The following is a 23,318-nucleotide window of genomic DNA, read 5'->3' on the forward strand; positions in this document are numbered from 1 at the left end:
TCACAAACTAACCAATAGACCATTCGCTCGGCGCAAATCTGTAACGCGTGGAACAAGCACTGACAGATGAAATGATTCAGCTGATGTGCGACGGCTGTGCCCCTGCCTACTCGTTCTTGCTGACCTGGGTCTGGCCATCCCAGCCACCGCCCAATGCAGCAATCAAATTCACACTGGCGATCAGTCGACTTTGCTGCAAGCTCAGCACGCTACGCTCGTTGCTCAGCGCTGTAGCCTGGACTACCACCACATCAAGGTAGGCGATCAACCCGGCCTTGTACTGGTTCAGGGTCAGGCGCAACGACTCGCGGGCCGCGTCCAGCGCTTCCTGACGCACCGCCGCTTCGTCTTCCATGACCTTGAGCTGTACCAGATAGTTTTCGACTTCACGGAACCCGTCGAGCACGGTTTGCCGATACTTGGCCACGGTCTGGTCGTAGGCCGCCTCGCTACGGTCGACTTCTGCCGAGCGCTGGCCGCCATCGAACAAAGTCATGGCGAGTTTCGGCCCTACCGACCAGAAACGGTTCGGCAAGCTGATCAGGTTAGAGTAAGTGCTACTGCTGTAGCCGCCACTCATGCTCAAGGTCAGGTCCGGGTAGTAAGCAGCCTTGGCCACGCCGATGTTGGCGTTGGCGGCGATGACCGAACGCTCGGCGGAGGCGATGTCCGGGCGCCGCTCCAGCAGTTGCGAGGGCAGGCTCAGCGGTACCTGCGGCAATGCTGGAATGTTCTGGGTTTCTGCCAGGTTGAAGTCAGCCGGCGGCGAGCCGATCAGCACCGCAATCGCGTTCTCGAACTGCGCACGCTGCCAGATCAGGTCGACCATGTCAGCCTGCGTGCTTTTCAGCTGGGTTTGCGCCTGGGCCACTGCGTCCTTTCCAGACACTCCCGCGCGGTACTGGTTTTCGGTCATTTGCAGGGAGCGCTGATAATTGTCGACCGTGGCTTGCAGCAGGCGCTTTTGCTGGTCGATCACTCGCAACTGCAGGTAGTTCTGCACCAGCTCCGATTGTTGACTCAGGCGCATCGCCGCCAGGTCGGCAAAACTCGCTTCGGCACTGGCCTTGTTGGCTTCGAGGCCGCGACGCAATTTGCCCCAGACGTCCGCTTCCCAACTCACCCCAAGCTGAGTGTTATAGGTGTCGCGGATACCACTGTTGGTACTGCTCAGGCTTGAACTGCTGCTGCCAGTGCCCTGACTCGAACGGGTTTTCCCGGCGCTCAGATCAACCGTCGGAAAAAACGCACCCCGGGCACTGCGTACCAACGCCTGAGCCTGACGGTACTGGGCTTCGGACTGGGCAACGGTCTGGTTGGCACTGTTGAGCTTTTCGACCAGCCCGTTGAGCTGCTGATCACCGTACAGTTCCCACCAGGCGCCACGGGCCAATGAATCACTCGGCGTCGCCTGACGCCAGCCGTCGGCCTGCTTGTATTGTGCCGGTTCGGCCACTGTCGGACGCTGATAATCCGGGCCAATCGCACAGGCACTGAGCATCAAGACGCTGAGCGAAAGACTCAGCAAGCGCGAGCCGCGGGCCGAAACCAGGCGCCGGGCCATCGGTGCGTCGAGGTTGAGTGGGCAACGGTCAGTCATAGCGGAGTTTCCAGAGAAGCATCGGTACGAACCCCACGCCAGCGGTTGACCCGATGGCGCAAACGGTCGAGATAGAGGTAAACCACCGGGGTGGTAAAAAGCGTCAGCACCTGGCTGAAAATCAACCCGCCGATAATGGTCAGGCCCAGTGGCTGGCGCATTTCCGCGCCTTCGGCGGTGCTGAGCAACAAGGGCAAGGCGCCCAGAATCGCCGCCAGGGTGGTCATTAGAATCGGCCGCAGACGCAACAGACACGCACTGCGAATCGACTCCAGCGGTTCCATGCCCTGATGGCGTTCAAGCTGCAACGCGAGGTCAATCATCAGAATGGCGTTTTTCTTCACCACGCCGATCAACAGAAACAGCCCGAGCAGCGAAATCAGGCTGAACTCGCCACCCAGCACATAGATCGACAACAACGCACCGACCCCTGCCGAAGGCAACGTCGAGAGGATGGTCAGCGGGTGCACGTAACTTTCGTACAGCACGCCCAGCACCAGATACACCGCCACCAGCGCACCGAGAATCATCCACGGCTGACTCTTCTGGGTCGCCGCGAAAGCGTCGGCAGTGCCGGCCATCTTGGCGATCACTTCTTCCGGCAGCCCCAGCTTGGCAATCGCCCGTTCGATGGCGGCCGAGCCTTGCTCAACGGTGACGCCTTCAGCCATATCAAAGGAGATGCTCTCGGAAGCGAACTGCCCTTCATGGCTGACCCGGTCGTTTTCCAGGCTGTTTTCATAGTGAGCAATTGCCGACAGTGGAATGCGCGCGCCGGCAGCGGTGATCACTTGAACCTGATTGAGGGTGATCGGATCCTGGGCGTATTTCGGATTGACCTCCATCACCACCTGATACTGGTTGAGGCTGTCGTAAATGGTCGATATCTGGCGCTGGCTATAGGCGTTGTTCAGCACTGCGGTGACCATCGACATGTCGACACCCAGGCGTTTGGCCTGGTCACGATCGACCACCAGCGTCACCTGCGCCGCTCCTCGCCCTTCGCGGGCGTCGATGGCCGTCAGTTCAGGCAGCGCCTTCAGCGCAGCGACGACTTTCGGGTACCACTCGCGCAACGCCGATAAATCGCCGCTTTGCAGGATGTAGGTGTATTGCGAGGTGGTCTGCTCGCGGCCACCGCCAAACTGCAAGTCCTGGTCGGCCATCAGCATCAACTGGGCACCGGCGACCTTGGGCATTTCCTTGCGCAGGCGCTCGATGACCTTCTGCGCAGAAATATTGCGCTCCTTGATCGGCTTCAGGCGCACCAGCATAAAAGCGTTGTTGGTGCCGTTGGTGCCGCCGATAAAACCGGCGACACTTTCCACCGCAGCGTCTTTCAACACTGCACGGCGGAAGGTTTCCATTTTCGGCTGCATAACGTTGAACGACAGGCCATTGTCGCCGCGGACAAAACCGATCAGTTGACCGGTGTCCTGCTGCGGCAGGAAGGTCTTGGGCACCACCACATACAAGGCGATGTTGACGCCAATGGTGACAAACAGGCTGAGCAGCGTCAGCCGTTTATGCCGCAGCACCCAATCCAGGCCGCTGGCATAGTGCTTGACCATCCAGTCGTTGGCGCGCCGGCTGGCGCGCTGCAAACGGTTTTCTTCACCTGGCGTGTGGGGTTTCAGCCAGCGGGCACAGAGCATCGGCGTCAGGGTCAGCGAGACCGCCAGCGACACCACAATGGACGCTGCCAGGGTAATCGAAAACTCGCGGAACAGACTCTCGATGATCCCGCCCATGAACAGAATCGACAGGAACACCGCCACCAGCGAGACGTTCATCGACAGCAAGGTAAAGCCGACTTCCTTGGCTCCCAGGTACGCCGCCTTCATCGGCGCGATCCCTTCATCGATATGCCGAGAGATGTTTTCGAGCACCACGATGGCATCGTCCACCACCAGCCCCGTGGCCAGAATCAGCGCCATCAGCGACAGGTTGTTCAGCGAAAAGCCATAGAGGTACATCACCGCAAACGTACCGACCAGCGACACCGGCACCGCCAGCGTCGGGATCAACGACGCGCGGAAGTTACCGAGAAACAGGTACACCACCAGAATCACCAGCGCCACGGCAATCAGCAGGGTCATTTCCGCTTCGTGCAGGGTCGCCTTGATCACCGGTGAGCGGTCCATCGCCAGGTTCAGCTTGACGCTGGCCGGCAACACCGCCTGCAACGCCGGCAACTGCGCCTTGATATCGTTGACCGTTTTAATGATGTTGGCGCCAGCCTGGCGGTTGATCACCAACAGCACTGCCGCGTCGTCGTTGAAGAAACCGCTGTTGTAGCGGTCTTCGACGCTGTCGCGAACCTTGGCCACATCGCTCAGGCGCAACGCAGAGCCATTCTGGTAGCGAATGATCAGCGGTTCATAATCCTTGGCCTTCTCCAACTGGTCGTTGGCCTGGACCTGCCACATCCGCTGGTCGTCTTCGATCGAGCCCTTGGGCCGGCGCACGTTGGCGTTGGCGATGGTGTTGCGCACATCATCCAGCGCCACGCCGTACTGGTTCAGCAGTTGCGGTTCGAGTTCGATGCGCACCGCCGGCAACGAGCTACCGCCAATCTGTACCTCGCCGACACCGGGCACCTGGGACAGGCTTTGCGAAAGGATGGTCGATGCCAGGTCATAGAGCTGACCTTTTTCCAGCACATCCGAGGTCAGCGACAGCACCATGATCGGTGCCTGGGACGGATTGACCTTCTTGTAGGTCGGCATGCTGCGCATACCGCTGGGCAGCAGGTTGCGCGAGGCGTTGATCGCCGCTTGCACTTCTCGCGCCGCGCCATTGATGTCGCGGTCCATGTCAAATTGCAGGATCACCCGGGTCGAACCCTGGCTGGATCGGCTGCTCATGGTGTTGACCCCGGCGATGGCGCCGAAGGATCGTTCCAGCGGCGTCGCCACGGTGGAGGCCATGACCTCGGGGCTAGCACCCGGCAGGCTCGCCGACACCACGATCACCGGGAAATCCATTTGCGGCAGCGGCGACACCGGCAGCAAGCCGAAACTCACACCGCCCAGCAACATGATCGCCAGGCTCAGCAGCATCGTCGCTACCGGCCGGCGAATGAAAGGTCCGGACAGGTTCATGGCTGCTCTACCGGCTCCAGGCGCTCAGGCGCACGCCGCCAGCGCCGACCGAGGCGGTCGAAGTACAGATAGATAACCGGCGTGGTAAACAGCGTCAGCACCTGGCTCACCAGCAGGCCACCGACCATCACCAGACCCAATGGTTGACGCAGTTCGGCCCCCGAGCCGGTGGCGAGCATCAACGGCACTGCGCCAAACAACGCGGCCAGGGTGGTCATCAGAATCGGCCGGAAACGCAGCAGCGCCGCCTGATAGATCGCGGTCGCCGGGTCCATGCCCTGATTGCGCTCGGCGTCGAGGGCGAAGTCGATCATCATGATCGCGTTCTTCTTGACGATACCGATCAGCAAGATGATGCCGATGATCGCGATCATGCCCAGGTCATTGCCGCTGAGGATCAACGCCAGCAAGGCACCGACCGCCGCCGATGGCAGCGTCGAGAGAATGGTGATCGGGTGAATGTAGCTCTCGTACAACACGCCGAGCACGATGTACATGGTCACCACCGCCGCCAGAATCAGCAGCAAGGTGCTCGACAGCGAAGCCTCGAACGCCTGGGCCGCACCCTGGAACTGAGTCTGCACGCCAAGCGGCATGCCGATGTCCTGCTGCACCTTGTTGATCAGCTCGACGGCCTGCCCCAGCGCCACGCCGGGCGCGAGGTTGAAGGACATCATTACTGCCGGGAACTGGCCGATATGCGCAATCGCCAATTGCGCCTGGCGCTCTTCGACGTGGGCCAGGCTGGACAGCCGTACCTGACCGCCATTGGTGGTCTTGACGTGAATCTGCTCCAGCGCCTGCGGGCCGATCTTCTCGCCGTCCTGCGCCTGCATCACCACCCGGTACTGGCTGGCCTGGGTGTAAATGGTCGAAATCTGCCGCTGGCCAAAAGCGTCGTACAGCGCGTCGGTGATGTTCGACACCGAAACCCCGATTCGCGAAGCCGCATCACGGTCGATCACCAGATAGACCTGCAAGCCCTTGTCCTGCAAGTCACTGGCAACGTCGGTCAGCTCTGGCTGTTTGCGCAGCGCCTCGACCAGTCGCCCGCTCCACAGGCTGAGCATCTCGGCATCCGGCGACGACATGCTGAATTGGTATTGTGTGCGGCTGACCCGGTCTTCGATGGTCAGATCCTGCACCGGCTGCATGAACAGACGAATGCCCACCAGTTTGTCCAGCTGCGGCTGCAACCGGCTGATCACCTGGGCCGCGCTCAGATCACGTTCTTTGTGCGGCTTGAGGTTGATCAGCAAGCGCCCGCTGTTCAGGGTCGCGTTGTCGCCGTCGACGCCGATATAGGACGACAGGCTTTGCACCGCCGGATCGGCCAGGATGACCTTGGCCAGTTCCTGCTGACGCTGGCTCATGGCAGCGAAGGAAATCGACTGTGGCGCCTCGGAAATACCCTGGATCACCCCGGTGTCCTGCACCGGGAAAAAGCCCTTGGGCACCACGATGTACAGGAACACCGTCAGCCCCAGGGTAGCAATGGCCACCAGCAAGGTCAGCGGCTGATGCTTGAGCACCCACTGCAACTTGCGCCCGTAGGCGGCGATCAGCCAGTCGATCCACGCACCGCTGGCCCGGTAGAAACGGCCCTGCTCTTCTGGCTTGGGTTCACGCTTGAGCAGCCGCGCGCACATCATTGGCGTCAGGGTCAGGGAAACCACCAGGGAAATCAGGATCGCCACTGCCAGGGTAATCGCAAACTCGCGGAACAGCCGCCCCACTACATCGGCCATGAACAACAGCGGAATCAATACCGCGATCAGCGACAACGTCAGCGAGATCAGGGTGAAACCGATCTGCTTGGCACCCTTGAGCGCCGCTTGCAACGGACTGTCGCCCTCCTCGATGAAGCGCGAAATGTTTTCCAGCATGACGATCGCGTCGTCCACCACAAAACCGGTGGCAATGGTCAACGCCATCAAGGTCAGGTTATTGACCGAGAAACCGGCCAGGTACATCACGCCAAAGGTGCCGATCAACGACAACGGCACTGCAATCGACGGAATGATCGTGGCGCTGGCCCGGCGCAAGAACAGGAATGTCACCATCACCACCAGGGCGATGGCGATCAACAGCTCATGCTGCACGTCGGTGACGGAAGCGCGGATGGTCTGGGTACGGTCGGTCAACACGGTGACATCGAGGCCGGCCGGCAGGTTGTCGGTGATGCTCGGCAATAAAGCCTTGATCCGGTCGACCACCTCGATCACGTTGGCACCCGGCTGACGCTGGATGTTCAACAGCACGGCCTGGTTTTCATTGGCCCATGCGGCGAGGCGTTCGTTTTCGGCACCATCAACAATCTGCGCGACGTCCTTGAGTCGCAACGGCGCGCCGTTCTTGTAGGCCAGAATCAGTTCGGCGTAGTCCTTGGGCGAGGTCAACTGATCGTTGGCATCGAGCATCGAGACCCGGGTCGGGCCGTCGAAGTTGCCTTTGGGCTGGTTGACGTTGGACGCAGCGATCAAGGTGCGCACGTCCGACAGGTTCAAGCCGTTGGCCGCCAAGGCTTCCGGGTTGACCTTGATCCGCACGGCCTGACGCTGGCCACCGGCAATGCTGACCATGCCGACGCCACTGATCTGGGCGATTTTCTGCGCCATGCGCGTGTCGACCAAATCATTGAGTTTGGGTAGCAGCATGGTTTTGGAGGTGATCGCCAGGGTCAGCACCGGGGTGTCCGCCGGGTTGACCTTGTTGTATACCGGAGGCGCCGGCAAATCCTTGGGCAACAGATTGGTTGCGGCGTTGATCGCCGCCTGCACCTGCTGCTCGGCAACATCCATGTTGATGTCGAGGCTGAAGCGCAGGGTCAGTACCGAGGCGCCGCCGGAACTGGTCGAGGCCATTTGGGTCAGGCCGGGCATTTGCCCGAACTGGCGCTCAAGTGGCGCAGTAACCGCACTGGTCATTACATCCGGACTGGCGCCCGGGTACAGGGTCATGACCCGAATGGTCGGGTAGTCGACCTGAGGCAGTGCCGAGACCGGCAGTAATTTGTAGGCAATCATGCCCGCCAAAACAATGGCCAGCATGCTCAGGGTGGTGGCTACCGGGCGAAGGATAAACAGCCGCGAGATGTTCATGCGCGGCCCTTGTGCGCCTTGCCGGTGGCTTTCGGATCGGTGGTGGCGCTTGTCGATGGGTCCTGGCTTTCTGTCGGGGTCGGGGTCGGGGTCGGGGTCGGGGTCGGGGTCGCGGGTGCGGCATTACTGCTGTCATTGACCACTTCAACTTCACTGCCCTCCTTGAGGCGGTCAGTGCCCTCCAGAACCACCCGATCGCCGGCTTTCAAGCCTTCCTGGATCACCGTGTTGTCACCATCGCTGGCGCCGATCTTCAACGGGCGAATGGTGACTTTCTTGTCACCGTCCAGGGCGTAGACAAAGGTCCCGTTGGTGCCGAACTGAATGGCTGCCGAAGGCGCCAGCACCACGCCTTTGAGGGTGTCGGCCAGCAGTCGGACGTTGACGAACTGATTCGGGAACAGCGCCAGATCGCGATTGTCGTAGCGCGCCTTGAACTTCAATGTGCCGGTGGTGGTGTCGATCTGGTTGTCGAGGCTTTGCAAGACGCCGCTGGCCTGCATTTTGGTATCGCCACGATCCCAGGCTTCAGCTGGCAGCTTGGCACCGGAGTGGTAGCGGGTCAGCACGGTATCGAGCGTGTTTTCCGGCAAGGTAAAGACCACGCTGATCGGCTGGGTCTGGGTGATGACCGCCAGAAATGTGGTGTCATTGGCAGACACCAGGTTGCCGACGTCCAGCTGCCGCAGACCGACGCGCCCGGTAATCGGCGCACGGATCCTGGTGAATTCCAGATTGAGTTTGGCGTCGTTGACCGCCGCCTGATTGGTCTTGACCGTGCCCTGGTACTGCCCCACCAGCGCAGCGGCGGTGTCGAGGGTCTGCTTGGCGATACTGTCTTGCGCATACAAACCGCGATAGCGTTCCAGATCCACCTGTGCGTTTTTCAACTGTGCCTGGTTCTGCAACAACGTGCCTTCGGCCTGCAGCAAGGCGTTCTGGTAAGGGCGCGGGTCAATCTCGGCGAGCAGGTCGCCAGCCTTGACCATCTGCCCTTCTTCAAACGCAATCTTCACCAGTTCGCCGCCCACACGGCTGCGCACATTGATGGTGTTCAGTGCAGTGACTGTGCCCAGGGCTTTGTAGTACAGCGGGAAGTCACCCACGACAGCAGCTGCAACCCGAACCGGGACCGGTCCTGTGGCACCACCGAAACCCGGACGCATCCCGCCAGACTTGCCGACATGCCCCGCCGCCGCTCTAGCTACAGGGGCATCTTTGTGAGCCGTACCGCCTGGCCAGAACTTCCAGCACAGGCCGGCAATGACCAACAGGACCAGCAGGCCGAATAGCCAGCGACGTGAATGACGGGAAGCAGAGGATTGCATGGAATGATCAACCATTGGGCGCGTGTGGACATCTTTGTACGGAAGGCTGAAAGATAAGCACTGGGGGCGTTTAAGCAAAGCGCCTTTACCGGCAATTTACTTTCAGCCTGCTTTTGCTAAAGCACTGAAGCACAAATGAAAACGGCCTGGACTGAGCCAGGCCGTTAACAATTGTAAGATGCGGTTACTTCAAAACGGCCAACGCCGCTTCGTAGTTTGGCTCTTCAGCGATTTCTTTGACCAGCTCGCTGTGCAGCACAGTGTCGTTTTCGTCAAGTACGACCACGGCGCGGGCGGTCAGGCCTTTGAGCGGGCCGTCGGCAATGGCAACACCGTAGTTTTCGATGAATTCGCGGCCGCGCAGGGTCGACAGGTTCTGAACGTTTTCCAGACCTTCAGCGCCGCAGAAACGTGCCTGGGCGAACGGCAGGTCAGCCGAGATGCACAGTACAACGGTGTTGGCCACGTCGTTGGCCTGGGCGTTGAACTTGCGTACCGAAGTAGCGCAGGTCGGAGTGTCGATACTTGGGAAGATGTTCAGCACTTTGCGCTTGCCGGCGAAGCTTGCCAGGGTCACGTCGGACAGATTACCGGCAACCAGGGAAAAGGCTGGCGCCTTGGAACCGGCTTGTGGCAGTTGGCCGTTGACTTGAACCGGATTGCCTTTGAGGGTGACTTGAGCCATGAACGGAGTCCTTCTGAACGTTGTTTGGAAAATATCGAAGAGGTCGAAGTTAACCACGAAATTGTCCGACGACCTATGGCCAGATACAAATTGTGATGTGTCGTCGCCCAAATTGGATACAACTTTAACAACCAACACAAAACCCTGTGGGAGCGAGCTTGCTCCAGGCGGCGTTCCGACGATGGCGGTGTTACATCCGACATTGATGCTGAATGTTATGGCCGCATCGCGAGCAAGCTCGCTCCCACAGGGACTGGATACACGGTGCACTATCCCAGCAAACGCAGCATATTGCGGTGCCGGGCGCGGAAAATCCGCCGCATGTAGGCATTGACCATCAACCACTCGAAAAGTGCACCGCCAATGGCTGCATAGGTGACGCGATCGGTGTACAGCGTCCCGCCCTCCACCGCCGCGACCCGGTGCTCATGACGAAATGCCGCCATTGGCCCCTTGAGCATTTCGTCGATGAAATGGCTGTCGCTGACCTCGCGGATCGTTACGGTCCAGGTCGCCGGAATACAGCCGAACATCCAGTGACGAAAACTGAACTCCCGACCGGCAGTGATACGCAAATCGTTCACGTCGATGTTGCCTAATGGCGTCACCCGTTCCGGGAAGATTTTCGGGAAGTTGCTGCCTTCAAGACAAAAATCGAGAACCTGTGCGGGTGTTTGCCCTCTGATCAGCGTGGAGAGTTCCAGAACTGGCATAGACAGTGTCCTTCCTTGAGTACGAATACCGGCAGATTAGCACTCGACATTTACCGTATTACAGCGCTTTTCACATGCAAGCCTGTGAATAGGCTTATTATTTTGACGCACGAAATTTAGGTGACTGTATGCAAAAAGTGACCGGGTAACGACCCGCAACGACGTGCACCTTTGTTCGGTAACGGAAACTTGTTTCGACAAAAACCGCAAACTCGACGACATTACGCCCGTGAAATAACACCTGAATCGCGCTTATCCATAGGACTGTGCAATGACCATCGAAAAACCGACCCGCCTGTTGCTCGCCGGCCTCTCTTTGCTACTGAGCGCCAGCGCCTGGGCAGATTTCAGCGCCAGCCCCGAAGAAGCCCGGGGGATCGCCAAAGACGCGTATCTCTACGGTTTCCCGGTGGTGGAGATGTACAAGACCCTGTACTCCCAGGCGGTGGACAAGAACGGTCCGAACTTCAAGGCACCGCTCAACCACATCAGCAATACGGCAAGAGCGTTCACCCCCAAGGACACCGCGTTCGTTACCCCAAACCCGGACACTCCCAGCTCGGTTCTCTGGATGGACCTGCGCGCGGAGCCTGTGGTTGTGACCCTGCCGCAGATCGCCGAAGAGCGTTACTACTCGGTACAACTGGTCGACCTCTACACCCAGAATTTTGCTTACCTGGGCACCCGCAGCACGGGTAACAAGGGCGGGACCTTCATGATTGCCGGTCCTGAATGGCAAGGTCAGCAACCGCTCAAGATCGATCGCCTGGTACGCAGTGAAAGCAATATTGCCTATGCGCTGTACCGCACGCAGTTGTTTGATGAAAAGGACCTGGAGAAGGTCAAGAAAATCCAGCACGGCTACAAAGTTCAGACGCTGAGCCAGTACCTGGGGCAACCGGCTCCGGCCGCGGCGCCAAAGATCGACTGGCCCAAGCCTACCCCGACCATGAGCGACAGCCCGGAGCTGTTCCGCTACCTGAACTTCATGCTCGGCTTCGCCCCGGCGCAAGACGTTGAAAAAGACCAACTGGCACGCTTCGCGAAAATCGGCATTGTTGCCGGCCAGCCGTACGACCTCAAAACCCTCACCGCCGAACAGCGCAAAGCCCTCGACGACGGGATTGCCGATGCCAAGGCCGAGTACGCGGCGTTCAAGAAAGACAAGATCGATACCCATCAGGTCAACAACGGAGACTTGTTCGGAACCCGCGACCACTTGAACAACAATTATCTGTACCGCTACGCCGGCGCCAACGTGGGGATCTTTGGCAACTCGGCCGATGAAGCAGCCAAGTTCAGCTATCTCGTCGACAGCCTGGGCAAACCGGCCAACGGCGCGAGACACAGCTACACCGTGCACTTTGACAAGGATCAACTGCCACCGGCCGACGCGTTCTGGTCGCTGACCATGTACGACGGCAAGACCAAGCTGCTGGTGCCCAACCACAAGAAACGCTACCTGCTCAACTCGCGCATGCTGTCCACCTTCAAGCGCGACCCGGACGGCGGCCTGACGCTTTACCTGCAGCACTCCGAACCGCTCAAGGATCAGCGCAGCAACTGGTTGCCGGCGCCGCACGGTCCGTTCTACGCCGTGTTGCGCCTGTACCTGCCGCAGCCTCAAGTCGGTAACGGCCAATGGAAACTGCCACCGTTGACGCCGATCAACCCGTAAGTTGAAGTGATACGCAAACCGTGTGCACCCACGCAACCGTGGGCGCACACGTCACTCGAAGCTGTTGAACGTGAGGCTCAGCGCCGGCGAAACAACGGCCGTGGCTCGATCACCGAGCGACCGTAATGCACGCTCATCCCCACCAGCCCCTTGAGGGCATCTTCAGCGCATTTGTCTTCACGCACCGCGAACGCATCGAAGCCGCATTGGCGCATGTGGCTGAGCTGGTCGCGCAGCACATCGCCAATCGCCCGCAACTCCCCCGCCCAACCCAAACGCGTGCGCAACAGGTAAGCCTGGCTGTAAGCCCGGCCATCGCGAAAACTTGGAAACTCCAGAGCGATCATGGGTATCAACTTGAGCCACGGCTTGAGACTTTCGACCTCGTCATCCGGCCCCAGCCACACCGCGTCTCGCGACGGATGATGTTCAATACGGCGCATCAGCCACAGGGCCAGCGGCAAGATCAGCGGCCCCGTTGGCAGTTCGCTTTCCAGGTCTCTGACCAGTGTCCACGGATCGTCGTCGACCTTAAGCGCAGCACCTTCTTCCAACCGCAGCAGATTGTTCATGCGACGACCTCCAGGCTCTTGGAATAAATGCGTTCCTTGAACGGCTCCAGACCGATGCGCTGCAAGGTGTCGACAAACAGTTCTTCACTCTCGCGATAACGGACAAAGGTCGCGATGATTCGCTCGATCACCTGCGGCACTTCGGCAGCGCTGAACGACGGGCCGATGACCTTGCCCAACGCACTGTTCTTGCCCTGTGATCCACCGAGGGTGATCTGGTACCACTCGCTGCCATTCTTATCGACGCCGAGGATGCCGATATTGCCGATGTGGTGATGACCACAGGCATTCATGCAGCCAGAGATATTCAGGCTGATGTCGCCCAGGTCGTGGAGGTAATCCAGGTCATCGAAACGTGCCTGGATCGCTTGGGCGATGGGGATCGATTTGGCATTGGCCAACGCGCAGAAATCGCCGCCGGGGCAGGCAATGATGTCAGTCAGCAAGCCGATGTTGGCGCAGCCCAGTCCGTGCTCGCAGGCCAGGCACCACAATGCGTACAAGTCAGCCTTGGGTACATCCGGCAGGACAATGTTCTGTTCATGGGCAATGCGGATTTCACCGAAACCGAATTGCTCGGACCAGTCGGCCACCGCGTCCATCTGCGCGCCGGTGACATCACCTGGCGGTGAGGCCAAGCCGGGTTTGGTCGACAGCACCACGCTGGTGTAGCCCGGCACTTTGTGCGGCTGCACGTTCCGCGCAACCCAACGTGCGAACGCCGGGTTCTCGCTCAGGCGAGTGCCGAAGTCCAGGTCGGTGTCGGCCAGTTGTTCATAGGCAGGCGGCACGAACGCGCTGGCGACGCGCTGGTATTCGACGTCGGTCAACTGCGCCGGGCCATCCTTGAGGTGTTGCCACTCCTGTTCGACTTCCTGGGCGAAGGCCTCGATGCCCAGCGCCTTGACCAGAATCTTGATCCGCGCTTTGTACTTGTTGTCACGCCGGCCATGGCGGTTGTACACCCGCAACACCGCCTCGACGTAGGACAGCAGATGCTGCCACGGCAACCCTTCACGGATCTGCAAGCCGAGGATCGGCGTGCGCCCCAGACCGCCGCCAACGATCACCCGCAGCAACATCTGCCCCGCCGCGTCGCGGTACAGGTAGAGACCGATGTCATGCATCATGATTGCTGCACGGTCGTGTTCCGCCGAGCAGATGGCGATCTTGAATTTGCGCGGCAAAAACAGGAATTCGGGGTTGATGGTCGACCACTGCCGGAGGATTTCCGCCAAGGGCCGTGGGTCGATCAGCTCATCGGCGGCCACCCCGGAAAAGGCTTCGGTGGTGATGTTGCGCACGCAGTTGCCGGAGGTCTGGATCGCATGCATTTCGACCTGGGCCAGACGCTCGAGGATGTCCGGCACCTGGGCCAGTTCGATCCAGTTGAATTGCATGTTCTGCCGGGTGGTGAAGTGACCGTAACCCCGATCGTAATCCCGGGCGATGCTCGCCAGCGTACGCATCTGCCGGGCGCTCAGGGTGCCATAAGGAATGGCCACCCGCAGCATGTAGGCGTGTTTTTGCATGTACAGGCCGTTCTGCAGGCGCAACGGCAAAAACTCTTCCTCACTCAAGGCTCCGGCCATGAACCGTTCGACCTGATCGCGAAACTGCGCAACCCGTTCAAAGACCAGGGCCCGGTCATAATCATCGTACTGATACATGGTCCTACCTCATCAATGCTGACCCCAAACCCACAGAACACGTAGCAGCTGCCGAGCCCGCGAGGCTGCGTTCGGCTGCGAAGCAGTCGTAGAACCTGAGCACGCGGTGTGTCTGTCATACCGCGTCGCCTGGATTACGAGCGCTGCGCACTCGAACGCAGCCTCGCGGGCTCGGCAGCTGCTACGAGGTGGGTAACCGGGGTTCTTGTGTGGTGGTGACTATGCAGTAGCGGCTCAGGTGGTTACAGATTCAGCTAAAGACTAAAAAACCGTATCAGGGCGCGGCAGATCACCGCAGGCAGGCCCTGCATCTGATCCGTATTAATGCAGTTTTTCTGAGTCTGTTTTGTTTCGACGAGGGTTTCTACAGTTGAGCGCATGCCAGACCGGGTGGCCTGGCAAGACTTTGCAACCGTGGAAGCATTGACCATGAGCACAGCAGCAATCGGACAGGCCTATAACTACAAGGTCGTTCGCCAATTCGTCGTGGCAACAGTGGTATGGGGTGTTATCGGGATGGCGATGGGCGTGTGGATCGCCTCGCAACTGGTGTGGCCGGAGGCGAACCTCGATTTGCCCTGGACCACCTTTGGCCGCTTGCGCCCGCTGCACACCAGCCTGGTGATTTTCGGTTTTGCCGGCAGCGCACAATTTGCCGCCAGTTACTACGCGGTGCAGCGCACCTGCCAGGTGCGACTGTACAGCGACAAACTCGCCGCGTTCACCTTCTGGGGCTGGCAATCGGTGATCGTCAGCATGCTGATCACCCTCCCCCTGGGCTACACCACCACCAAGGAATACGCCGAGATCGAATTCTCCGGCGCGGTGTGGATGACGGTGGTCTGGGTCGCCTACGCCATTGTGTTCTTCACCACCGTGGTGCAGCGCAAGACCAAACACATCTACGTCGGCAACTGGTTCTTCGGTGCGTTCATTGTGGTGATCGCCATGCTGCACGTGGTCAATCACCTGTCGATTCCGGTGGGCTGGTTCAAGTCCTATCCGGTGTACTCCGGGGCCACCGATGCGATGGTGCAGTGGTGGTATGGGCACAACGCGGTGGGCTTCTTCCTGACCACCGGTTTCCTCGGGATGATGTATTACTTCGTACCGAAACAGGTTGGCCGGCCGGTGTATTCCTATCGGTTGTCGATCGTGCATTTCTGGGCGCTGATCACCCTGTACATCTGGGCCGGCCCGCACCACTTGCACTACACCGCACTGCCGGACTGGGCGCAATCACTGGGCATGGCGATGTCGCTGATCCTGCTGGCGCCGAGCTGGGGCGGAATGATCAACGGCATGATGACGCTCTCGGGCGCCTGGCATAAGTTGCGCACCGACCCGATCCTGCGGTTTCTGGTGCTGTCGCTGGCGTTCTACGGCATGTCGACCTTCGAAGGGCCGATGATGGCGATCAAAACCGTCAACGCCCTCTCCCACTACACCGACTGGACCATCGGCCATGTCCACGCCGGCGCCTTGGGCTGGGTGGCGATGATCACCTTCGGCTCGCTGTATCACATGATCCCGAAAGTCTTCGGCCGCGAGCAGATGTACAGCATCGGCCTGATCAACACTCACTTCTGGCTAGCCACCATCGGCACGGTGCTGTACATCGCCTCGATGTGGGTCAACGGCATCACCCAGGGCCTGATGTGGCGCGCCATCAACGATGATGGCACGCTGACCTATTCCTTCGTCGAAACCCTGGTGGCCAGCCATCCGGGCTTCATCGTGCGTTTCGTCGGCGGTGTGTTCTTCCTCAGCGGTATGTTGCTGATGGCCTACAACACCTGGCGCACCGTGCGGGTCGCCGACCTGAAGATTGCCGAAAGCGAAGCACGGATCGCTTGATCCGGCCCATGACGCAAGCCGTACCGGCTTGCGTCTCTCACCTCAGGGGATGTTCGTCATGATCGAAGTCATGCTGGATCTGTTGGGCGTGGCGTGCCTGTATTTTTCGGTGGAGTACTGTTTGCGGCATCAGTCGGCCGAGAGCCTGGACGATGCCAGCCTGATCCCGTTTGCCGATGACCCGGAAGTGGCACGGCGGGTGGAGCTGGCGACGGGCAAGACTGTGAAAGCCGTTGCGCCTGAAGAGGCCAGGCCAGGCTGGGGAAATCTGGAGATTTGATGCAGCCCCCCTGTGGGAGCGAGCTTGCTCGCGAAGAGGCCATTACATTCAGCATCGATGTCGGATGTAACGCCGCCATCGTCGGAACGCCGCCCGGAGCAAGCTCGCTCCCACATGGGTTACTTGTCGGTCACAAAATCTGCAGTGTTCAACCCCGATCGCGCGGTATCAGGCTCTGCAACTGCTGCGCCAGGAAATTCGCGTCGAAGGCAAAGGTGTCCGGGTCTTTCAGACCGTTGGTCTTGCGCCATTGCCAGTCAGTCGAAGGCGGCTGACACACCAGCGACACACTGCCGTAACGCGCAGCGGTCAGGCCCATCACCGCCAGTGAAATAAGCCCACCGGCGCCCATCACTTCCGGCACGATTTCCACCGGTTTACCGGCAATCAGAATGCTCAGTTTTTCGGTCTTGAAGGTCGAACTCTCGACCGGCACGTTCGCCCCGAACGCCACATAGGCTTCGCGGCTCACTTCCAGCAAGTGCGGGGCCTTGACCGGCGCCAGCCACTGTTCGATCTGCCCGAACAACTCGCCTATACGCGTCGCCCACACGGCCGATTGGCTTTCAAACAGCTGCTTTTTGTGCGCTTCGCTTTCTGCGTAGTGGCGAAGCATCTCACCCAGTTGCTGTACGTCATCCATTGCGGTGTTCCTTTGGTTGAAGCAGTACTGCGGACCTTGAGCATGGCAGATGCACGCTGCCGGCGTACGACTAAAAGCGCGAGCGGTATTGGCTCGGGGTCATTCCCAGCAGCTTACGAAAGGCACTGCCCATGTGCGACTGATGGGCGAACCCACAGTCCTGAGCGATAGCCGCCAGTGGCAGCGAGCTGCGCTCGATCAGCCGCCGCGCCGCCTGCACCCGGACTTCGACCAGATACGCGTGAGGCGTGAGGCCGATGACCCGAGTGAAGTCACGCAGCAAACGCAGTTCGGTCTGGCCACTGGTGGCTGCCAATTGCGCCAGGGTCAACGGTTGATCGAACTGCTCGGCGATCTGCTCCAGCACCCGCGAGAATGCATGAGGCGCCTGACGTTGAGGTGTATCGATGATCGGCAAGCCGACGAAGGCCAAGGCGCACTCCTCCAGTGCAAACCGGTCAGGCTGAGGATCGAGCAGCAATCGCCGGGCTTCACGCCCCAGTGTCAACGCCTGAGCATGGCCGCCAGACTGAACCCGATGAGTGAACAGGGAGCCCGGCTCATCAGCCAACGGTTCGCTCCAGCATGCCAACAGGTATTCGCCACCCGTTGCCGATTCGGAAAACACCTCAACACCCGCCGGGGTGTAGGCCAGCACGCCGGGCCAGGTGTCAAAATCCACCCGACGATCCGAATCGATAGCGTGTACACCCTGCTGACGCTCCAGCGTCACACCAAGGGTTTGCCCGGTTGCCGGATCGCGAGCACTGTAAGCCGCACGCGGCAGGAGCTGCAGGCAGAGCTTGCCACCTAGCAGCCTCTGACTCAGCGGGCCAGGCATGTGAAATTTCCTGATAGATCGGACCCATGCGCCACGGGAAACTCGCTTATACAAAGTCAGCCATCAACAGGAGCACACCATGCGCACCATCGGCCTTATCGGCGGCATGAGCTGGGAGTCCAGCGCCGAGTACTACCGCCTCATCAACCAGCAGGTTCGTGACCGTCTTGGGCCATTGCGCTCGGCGAAATTGCTAATGTACAGCGTCGACTTCGGGCCTGTCGAACAGGCTCAGCATGCCGGGCGCTGGGACGATGCAGCACTGATTCTGGTGGACGCCGCCCGCCGGCTTGAAGCCGGCGGTGCCGAATGCGTAGTGCTGTGTACCAACACCATGCATAAAGTGGCCGAACAGATTCAGGCGGCGATAACCGTGCCGTTTCTGCACATTGCCGACCCGGCAGGTCAAGCCGCCCTGGACGCCGGAGCGATGACCGTCGGCTTGCTCGGCACGGCCTTCACCATGGAACAGGACTTCCTCAAGGATAGGCTCAAGGCCAAGGATTTGACCGTTTTGGTCCCGGATGCCGCCGAACGGCAGGCCGTGCACCGGGTCATCTACGACGAACTCTGTGTCGGGGTGATCAACGACGCCTCACGCAAGATTTACCAGCAGGTCATTGACGGGCTGGCAGCGCGCGGCGCCCAGGCGATCATCCTCGGCTGCACGGAAATCAGCCTGCTGATCAAACCCGAGCACAGCAAACTGCCGCTGCTCGACACCACCGAGCTGCATGCGCAAGCGGCAGTGGCGTTCGCCCTGAACGACTGACTCAGGAAGCCTTGAGCAGACGGCGCAAGCGCGCCATGCTCAGGGCGTCCACCAGCACGCCATCGCGTACCGCATACTCGCGAAACAAGCCTTCTGTATCGAAACCGAACTTGCGGTACAGCGCGATCGCCGCTTCGTTATCCGCATACACCGAGAGTTCGACCCGTTGCACGTTCATCCAGTTGTCGGCAAGGTCCAGCACCGCCGCGAGCAGCCGAGAGCCAACGCCCTTGCCTTGCCACGCGACCGCCACACCCATGCCGATGCTGGCGCAATGGCTACGACGGATTCGCGAGGCCTGCTCCAGGCCCACGTTGCCAATGACCTGGCCCTGATGCAACGCCACCAACTGCACCACCCGCTCGTTCTCCGGCGCCAGGCGCTTGCGCCAGACTTCAGGGGACTGAAACGGCATTTGCAGCACTTGGCGGGCGACCGCCGGGTCGTTGTAAAGCGCGGTGATGCCCTCGACGTGGGCTTCGCTCATACGCTCAATGGTGATCACAGGATCGATGGCTGGCATGGTGATTCCTCCTTGAAAATGACATGACCATCGAGTCTAAACGGATCATCACCCGGGTGACGACAGCCATAGTGCGGTGAAGCGCGAATATGGATGCGCTGCAACTTCTTCCCGACACCGCAATACGGGTAATCTGGCGCCATACACGTCAACCCAAGACACCAACTGCCGCAGGAGCCTCGCGGGTATGGAACTTCATGTTGTGATCAACGGCCGCAAGGACCTCGCAGGACAGCTGTATCAGCAACTGCGCAGCGCCATCGAGTCGGGTCGCCTGGCCGCCGGAACACAGCTACCTCCGAGCCGCTTGCTCGCCGAACAATTGGGTATCTCACGCAAGACCATTTCCGATACTTACGCGCAGTTGACCTACGAGAACTTCCTCACCGGGAAGATCGGCAAAGGCACCTACGTCAATGCCCGCCCCTCGGCAATCGTCCGCAAACAGAGCCACTCTGAACTCGCGAGCGCCGACACCCTCGAGCGTTGGCGCAACATGCCGTCGCTCCTGCGCCACCCTACCCTGGAGGGTTCGCTGCGTTACGAGTTCATTGGCGGCGCCACCAGCAAGGGCCAGTTTCCTCAGGATGACTGGCGCCGCTGCACCGCCCATGCGCTGCGACAGATTGCCGGTTCCAAGGGTTTTTACAGCCAGCCGGAAGGCCTACCGGCGCTGCGCAACGCGATCGCCCGGCATATCGCCTTTTCCCGTGGGGTTAACTGCCAGGATGATGACGTGGTGGTGTGCAACGGTGCGCAGCAAGCGCTGGACCTGATCTCCCGCGTACTGACGGAGCCCGGCAGCCTCGTGGCCATGGAGGACCCCGGTTACCCGCCGGCACGTCTGTTGTTCGCCTCTCACGGTGCCGAGGTGGTCGGGGTGCCGGTGGATGAGCAAGGCATTCAAGTCGATCTGATTCCCGATGGAACCCGGCTGATCTATGTCACGCCCTCGCACCAGTTCCCGCTCGGCATGCCGATGAGCCAGGCACGTCGCGAAGCCTTGCTGGCAAGGGCGCATGAGCTGGGCGCAATCATTATCGAGGACGACTACGACAGTGAATTCCGCTACGAGGGCCGCCCCACCGACTCCCTGCAAAGCATGGATGAGCGCGGGATCGTCGCCTACGTCGGGACTTTTTCGAAAACCCTGCTGCCGGAATTGCGCCTGGGTTACACGATTCTGCCGCCGGCCATTCTCGAAGCAGTGATCCGCGCCAAGCAACTGACCGACGTGCACACCTCGACCCTGCCGCAATGGGCGCTGGCCAAATTCATTGCCGAAGGCTGCCTGCTAAAGCACATCCGCCGCTGCCATACGGTCTATGCCGGGCGGCGCGAGCGGATCCTCGCACGCGTCGCCGGGGACCTTTCGCCCTGGCTCGAAGCAGTGCCAACCACTGCCGGCTTTCACATGGCGTTGCTGTGCAAGGTCGAGGTGGATGTCCCGCGGGTCATCGCACTGGCGAAAAAAGTCGAAGTCGGGCTGTACGGTTTGAACGACTTTTACTATCAGCAATCACCTCGGGCCGGGTTGTTCATGGGCTTCGGCGCCATCGAAACCCTGGACATCGATGTAGCCCTGGACCGCTTGCGCGAGATCTTCCAGCAAGTCTGTTGAGGTCTATTGGTATGGCGCTTTTACTGCCAATTGGCTGTTGGCCGCTACCCGACACAGGCCTATCCTGCACAGGCGTTATCCCACCATGAGCGAGCCTCGTCCGGCTTGATACAGGAGCGTGTGCGATGCCCAACGAAATAATCAATACGGTCCAGGTAAAGGCCGCCGCTGGCCGCTCGGATGAACTGGGCAAGCAATTGCAGAAGATCGTCGAAACATTGCGTGAGCTCCCGGGTTGCGACTCCTACATGGTCGACCGCTGCCCGGAGGACGACAATCGATGGACGGTCAGTGCCCGCTGGCAGTCCGAAACCGCCATGCAATCACACTTCTACTGCCCGCAAGTTCAAGGCTTCATCAGCCTGATCGACAGCCGACTGGCCAGCAGCGTCGACTTCAACAGTTTTCCCATCGTTTAACCCGTTGACACGATGAACTACTGACGCTATTGAAAAACTAATACCCACCCCTCCAGCCATAAGTAACAGGGCCTGAACTTTATATTCAGGCCCCGTTTATTTCCTTAGGAAATCAACTACGCACTTTTAAATCCCTAATAAATCAGCCCTCCGACCAGTGGAACTATTGGCTATTTAATTTCCAGCCCACAGGTTTAGTCTGGAACTACGTCGACATTGTTCGACCTCTTAAACTTCCCGACTGAACGTGTTTCACTGGAGATAAACCATGAAACTGATTCTGGTAACCAGCGTAAGCTTCACCGCCTTATTAACCGGTTGTTCGGTGCCCACCGCGCCAGAAGAACACGCCGCATTGAGCAACTACTTCACGGCACCGGTCATGCACTCCAGCGCCACCCATGTCACCAGCGGTCCGAACGTATCACTGGGCATCGTCTACAGCCAAAACACCCAGAACAGCCGTGCCTACCTCAAGGACTACCAGGCCAACGCCGGTACGGGCTTCGGCCAGAGCCTGCTGGTGCAGCCGATCCACGACGCCTATGTTTCCACCTCCCAACCGGACATGGCGGTGGATTGGGTCAAGGCTTCCCTGCAACGGCAGTTCGGCTCGGTGACGGTCTACCCGGACATGCAAAGTCTCAAGGCTGCGAAACCGGATGTCGTGGCGGTCATCGATACCCATAGTCAGCTCATCACCTCGCGCAGTTCCAATGTGCAGGCCGATGTCTCGGCGGCCTTCTATGACGCCAGGTTCAATTACATCGGAACCGCTCAAGGCCATGAGGCAAAAAGCCTGAGCCCGGTGTGGGCCGATTTCAAACCGACAAGCGAGATAGTTGCCGACATCAATGAACAGCAGACTATTCAAGTTCGCGCGTTGCAAAAGTTTGACCAGTCGCTCAGTAATTTACTGACCAGGTCGTCAGATAAACTTTCGTTATCGAGCGAAGATTTACGCACCGTCAAATAACCAACTTCGGTTACCCTGCCAGACCTGAAAACACAGCTAAACACAACTGTCTACTGTCAACTCTGACAGTAGACAGTGATTGATCCTTCCTTCTCTAATCCACCTCGACAGACAGGAAACGGGCCAATGGCCTTTCGTCCGGTCTTTGGTGGTTTTACTGAATGGAGTATCGATGCGATGGCTTCACAAAACGGACAACGCTCTAAGAGTGATCTACAAAAATCCTCGTTGGACGAGGTAATCGAACTCCTTGATATTGTACTAGGCGAGCTAGAAACCAGAAACGTGCCTCTGCCCAGGCATGGCAGAATCTCCAATCCAAAATCCCGTGCACAGTTCCTCGCTGATGAAGGAAAACTGAATCTCAGTCAAGCCAATGAGTTAGAGGGTGGAAAAGGGTTCCCCGCACTGGCGGGTAATTTGCCGGACCCGGATGCTCCAGATGACGTCTACAGCCGCACTCCTCCCGCTAATGGCGAGATTGCCAGTGGCGGACATACAGCGGATGCTCGCGCCCTGCTCAACGCTCCCGGCTCGCACTGGAAAAAACACAATGTCAAGCCGGGTCCGTTTAGTGTCGTCTGGGAATACAGTCAGCCCCACAAAACCCGTCGATGGACATACTGGATCACCAGAGAGGGCTGGAACCACAACGAGCCACTGGCAAGGGAGCATTTCGAAGACGAACCGGTCGAGGTATTCCTGAACACATTCCAACCGCATTACGCCGTCCCTGGATCCGACGTTTTGTACCCACGACCCATTCACCAACACACGATGACATTGCCTGATCGCGACGGGTACCACGTCCTTCTCGCCGTTTGGGACGTGGCCAATACGGCAGCCGCCTTTTATCAAGTGCTTGACCTATTTTTCGATAAAAAATAAAGCTGAAAAAAAGCCCCGTCTCTCTCAAGACGGGGCTTTCTATTCAG

19 protein-coding genes are annotated in these 23,318 nt (G+C 59.4%); 8 read left to right on the top strand and 11 right to left on the bottom strand.

All coding sequences use genetic code 11. The features are described 5' to 3' along the window. Positions 1–106: 106 nt before the first annotated feature. The 6 genes from AC1DIG_RS21890 to AC1DIG_RS21915 form a co-directional block, all read right to left on the bottom strand. Positions 107–1,600, bottom strand: coding sequence for an efflux transporter outer membrane subunit (locus tag AC1DIG_RS21890; RefSeq protein ID WP_477768983.1), 1,494 nt, complete (start codon positions 1,598–1,600; stop codon positions 107–109). Beyond that, positions 1,597–4,704 carry an efflux RND transporter permease subunit gene (locus tag AC1DIG_RS21895; RefSeq protein ID WP_477768984.1) on the bottom strand — a complete coding sequence of 1,036 codons (3,108 nt, stop codon included), beginning with the start codon at positions 4,702–4,704 and terminating at the stop codon, positions 1,597–1,599. The genes AC1DIG_RS21890 and AC1DIG_RS21895 overlap by 4 nt, the downstream gene beginning before the upstream one ends. Continuing rightward, entirely contained in the window at positions 4,701–7,805 is a 3,105-nt protein-coding gene (locus AC1DIG_RS21900) for an MdtB/MuxB family multidrug efflux RND transporter permease subunit (RefSeq protein ID WP_477768985.1), read from the bottom strand. Before AC1DIG_RS21900 ends, AC1DIG_RS21895 begins: the two co-directional genes overlap by 4 nt. Beyond that, entirely contained in the window at positions 7,802–9,148 is a 1,347-nt protein-coding gene (locus AC1DIG_RS21905) for an MdtA/MuxA family multidrug efflux RND transporter periplasmic adaptor subunit (RefSeq protein ID WP_477768986.1), read from the bottom strand. The genes AC1DIG_RS21900 and AC1DIG_RS21905 overlap by 4 nt, the downstream gene beginning before the upstream one ends. Positions 9,149–9,317: 169 nt before the next feature. Next, complete coding sequence (tpx, locus tag AC1DIG_RS21910; RefSeq protein ID WP_019690760.1) at positions 9,318–9,818, bottom strand: thiol peroxidase; 501 nt, start codon at positions 9,816–9,818, stop codon at positions 9,318–9,320. 269 nt (positions 9,819–10,087) lie between these two features. Then, entirely contained in the window at positions 10,088–10,531 is a 444-nt protein-coding gene (locus AC1DIG_RS21915) for an SRPBCC family protein (RefSeq protein ID WP_477768987.1), read from the bottom strand. A 271-nt stretch (positions 10,532–10,802) separates the two neighbouring features. On the opposite strand from AC1DIG_RS21915, the gene AC1DIG_RS21920 reads away from it, so the two are divergent. Continuing rightward, the gene (locus AC1DIG_RS21920) at positions 10,803–12,209 is read left to right on the top strand and encodes a DUF1254 domain-containing protein (RefSeq protein WP_477768988.1); all 1,407 of its coding nucleotides are present in this window, start codon (positions 10,803–10,805) and stop codon (positions 12,207–12,209) included. Between the two features lie 77 nt (positions 12,210–12,286). On the opposite strand, the gene AC1DIG_RS21925 is transcribed toward AC1DIG_RS21920, so the two are convergent. Both AC1DIG_RS21925 and AC1DIG_RS21930 read right to left on the bottom strand, forming a co-directional pair. Next, positions 12,287–12,781, bottom strand: a complete 495-nt coding sequence (locus AC1DIG_RS21925) for a DUF934 domain-containing protein (RefSeq protein WP_477768989.1) — start codon at positions 12,779–12,781, stop codon at positions 12,287–12,289. Then, positions 12,778–14,451 (bottom strand): nitrite/sulfite reductase, encoded by a 1,674-nt coding sequence (locus tag AC1DIG_RS21930; RefSeq protein WP_477768990.1) that lies wholly within the window; start codon positions 14,449–14,451, stop codon positions 12,778–12,780. Before AC1DIG_RS21930 ends, AC1DIG_RS21925 begins: the two co-directional genes overlap by 4 nt. A gap of 429 nt (positions 14,452–14,880) precedes the next feature. Between AC1DIG_RS21930 and ccoN the strand changes: the two genes are divergently transcribed. Continuing rightward, positions 14,881–16,308: a cytochrome-c oxidase, cbb3-type subunit I gene (gene ccoN / locus AC1DIG_RS21935; protein WP_477768991.1), complete on the top strand. Its 1,428-nt coding sequence runs from the start codon at positions 14,881–14,883 to the stop codon at positions 16,306–16,308. Positions 16,309–16,366: 58 nt separating this feature from the next. Further along, on the top strand, positions 16,367–16,588 hold the full coding sequence (locus tag AC1DIG_RS21940) for a cbb3-type cytochrome c oxidase subunit 3 (RefSeq protein WP_145014578.1): 222 nt from the start codon (positions 16,367–16,369) through the stop codon (positions 16,586–16,588). A 148-nt stretch (positions 16,589–16,736) separates the two neighbouring features. On the opposite strand, the gene AC1DIG_RS21945 is transcribed toward AC1DIG_RS21940, so the two are convergent. Then, positions 16,737–17,231 carry a hypothetical protein gene (locus AC1DIG_RS21945; protein WP_477768992.1) on the bottom strand — a complete coding sequence of 165 codons (495 nt, stop codon included), beginning with the start codon at positions 17,229–17,231 and terminating at the stop codon, positions 16,737–16,739. A 70-nt stretch (positions 17,232–17,301) separates the two neighbouring features. Continuing rightward, positions 17,302–18,072, bottom strand: coding sequence for a helix-turn-helix domain-containing protein (locus AC1DIG_RS21950; RefSeq protein WP_477768993.1), 771 nt, complete (start codon positions 18,070–18,072; stop codon positions 17,302–17,304). A gap of 79 nt (positions 18,073–18,151) precedes the next feature. Here AC1DIG_RS21950 and AC1DIG_RS21955 point away from each other — a divergent pair, with 79 nt between their 5' ends. Next, positions 18,152–18,844: an aspartate/glutamate racemase family protein gene (locus AC1DIG_RS21955; RefSeq protein WP_477768994.1), complete on the top strand. Its 693-nt coding sequence runs from the start codon at positions 18,152–18,154 to the stop codon at positions 18,842–18,844. Between the two features lies 1 nt (position 18,845). Here AC1DIG_RS21955 and AC1DIG_RS21960 read toward each other — a convergent pair whose 3' ends face one another. Further along, positions 18,846–19,367 carry a GNAT family N-acetyltransferase gene (locus AC1DIG_RS21960; protein ID WP_477768995.1) on the bottom strand — a complete coding sequence of 174 codons (522 nt, stop codon included), beginning with the start codon at positions 19,365–19,367 and terminating at the stop codon, positions 18,846–18,848. Between the two features lie 187 nt (positions 19,368–19,554). Between AC1DIG_RS21960 and pdxR the strand changes: the two genes are divergently transcribed. From pdxR to AC1DIG_RS21980, 4 genes are all read left to right on the top strand, one after another. Next, positions 19,555–20,988, top strand: a complete 1,434-nt coding sequence (gene pdxR / locus AC1DIG_RS21965) for a MocR-like pyridoxine biosynthesis transcription factor PdxR (protein WP_477768996.1) — start codon at positions 19,555–19,557, stop codon at positions 20,986–20,988. Positions 20,989–21,113: 125 nt separating this feature from the next. Then, positions 21,114–21,407, top strand: coding sequence for a putative quinol monooxygenase (locus tag AC1DIG_RS21970; protein WP_477768997.1), 294 nt, complete (start codon positions 21,114–21,116; stop codon positions 21,405–21,407). A 268-nt stretch (positions 21,408–21,675) separates the two neighbouring features. Further along, positions 21,676–22,383: an ATPase gene (locus AC1DIG_RS21975; RefSeq protein WP_477768998.1), complete on the top strand. Its 708-nt coding sequence runs from the start codon at positions 21,676–21,678 to the stop codon at positions 22,381–22,383. Positions 22,384–22,509: 126 nt separating this feature from the next. After that, on the top strand, positions 22,510–23,271 hold the full coding sequence (locus AC1DIG_RS21980; RefSeq protein ID WP_477768999.1) for a lytic polysaccharide monooxygenase auxiliary activity family 9 protein: 762 nt from the start codon (positions 22,510–22,512) through the stop codon (positions 23,269–23,271). Positions 23,272–23,318: the final 47 nt, after the last annotated feature.

It is taken from the genome of Pseudomonas sp. 05N431, assembly GCF_056397005.1.

What these genes read in the sequence shown, in the direction of transcription:
- AC1DIG_RS21925 (WP_477768989.1), bottom strand. Translation starts at nt 12,781, where the DNA reads ATGAACAATCTGCTGCGGTTGGAAGAAGGTGCTGCGCTTAAGGTCGAC.
- AC1DIG_RS21950 (WP_477768993.1), bottom strand. Translation starts at nt 18,072, where the DNA reads ATGCCTGGCCCGCTGAGTCAGAGGCTGCTAGGTGGCAAGCTCTGCCTG.
- AC1DIG_RS21960 (WP_477768995.1), bottom strand. Translation starts at nt 19,367, where the DNA reads ATGCCAGCCATCGATCCTGTGATCACCATTGAGCGTATGAGCGAAGCC.
- AC1DIG_RS21900 (WP_477768985.1), bottom strand. Translation starts at nt 7,805, where the DNA reads ATGAACATCTCGCGGCTGTTTATCCTTCGCCCGGTAGCCACCACCCTG.
- pdxR (WP_477768996.1), top strand. Translation starts at nt 19,555, where the DNA reads ATGGAACTTCATGTTGTGATCAACGGCCGCAAGGACCTCGCAGGACAG.
- AC1DIG_RS21915 (WP_477768987.1), bottom strand. Translation starts at nt 10,531, where the DNA reads ATGCCAGTTCTGGAACTCTCCACGCTGATCAGAGGGCAAACACCCGCA.
- AC1DIG_RS21980 (WP_477768999.1), top strand. Translation starts at nt 22,510, where the DNA reads ATGGCCTTTCGTCCGGTCTTTGGTGGTTTTACTGAATGGAGTATCGAT.
- AC1DIG_RS21920 (WP_477768988.1), top strand. Translation starts at nt 10,803, where the DNA reads ATGACCATCGAAAAACCGACCCGCCTGTTGCTCGCCGGCCTCTCTTTG.
- tpx (WP_019690760.1), bottom strand. Translation starts at nt 9,818, where the DNA reads ATGGCTCAAGTCACCCTCAAAGGCAATCCGGTTCAAGTCAACGGCCAA.
- AC1DIG_RS21955 (WP_477768994.1), top strand. Translation starts at nt 18,152, where the DNA reads ATGCGCACCATCGGCCTTATCGGCGGCATGAGCTGGGAGTCCAGCGCC.
- AC1DIG_RS21940 (WP_145014578.1), top strand. Translation starts at nt 16,367, where the DNA reads ATGATCGAAGTCATGCTGGATCTGTTGGGCGTGGCGTGCCTGTATTTT.
- AC1DIG_RS21930 (WP_477768990.1), bottom strand. Translation starts at nt 14,451, where the DNA reads ATGTATCAGTACGATGATTATGACCGGGCCCTGGTCTTTGAACGGGTT.
- ccoN (WP_477768991.1), top strand. Translation starts at nt 14,881, where the DNA reads ATGAGCACAGCAGCAATCGGACAGGCCTATAACTACAAGGTCGTTCGC.
- AC1DIG_RS21895 (WP_477768984.1), bottom strand. Translation starts at nt 4,704, where the DNA reads ATGAACCTGTCCGGACCTTTCATTCGCCGGCCGGTAGCGACGATGCTG.
- AC1DIG_RS21975 (WP_477768998.1), top strand. Translation starts at nt 21,676, where the DNA reads ATGAAACTGATTCTGGTAACCAGCGTAAGCTTCACCGCCTTATTAACC.
- AC1DIG_RS21970 (WP_477768997.1), top strand. Translation starts at nt 21,114, where the DNA reads ATGCCCAACGAAATAATCAATACGGTCCAGGTAAAGGCCGCCGCTGGC.
- AC1DIG_RS21905 (WP_477768986.1), bottom strand. Translation starts at nt 9,148, where the DNA reads ATGGTTGATCATTCCATGCAATCCTCTGCTTCCCGTCATTCACGTCGC.
- AC1DIG_RS21945 (WP_477768992.1), bottom strand. Translation starts at nt 17,231, where the DNA reads ATGGATGACGTACAGCAACTGGGTGAGATGCTTCGCCACTACGCAGAA.
- AC1DIG_RS21890 (WP_477768983.1), bottom strand. Translation starts at nt 1,600, where the DNA reads ATGACTGACCGTTGCCCACTCAACCTCGACGCACCGATGGCCCGGCGC.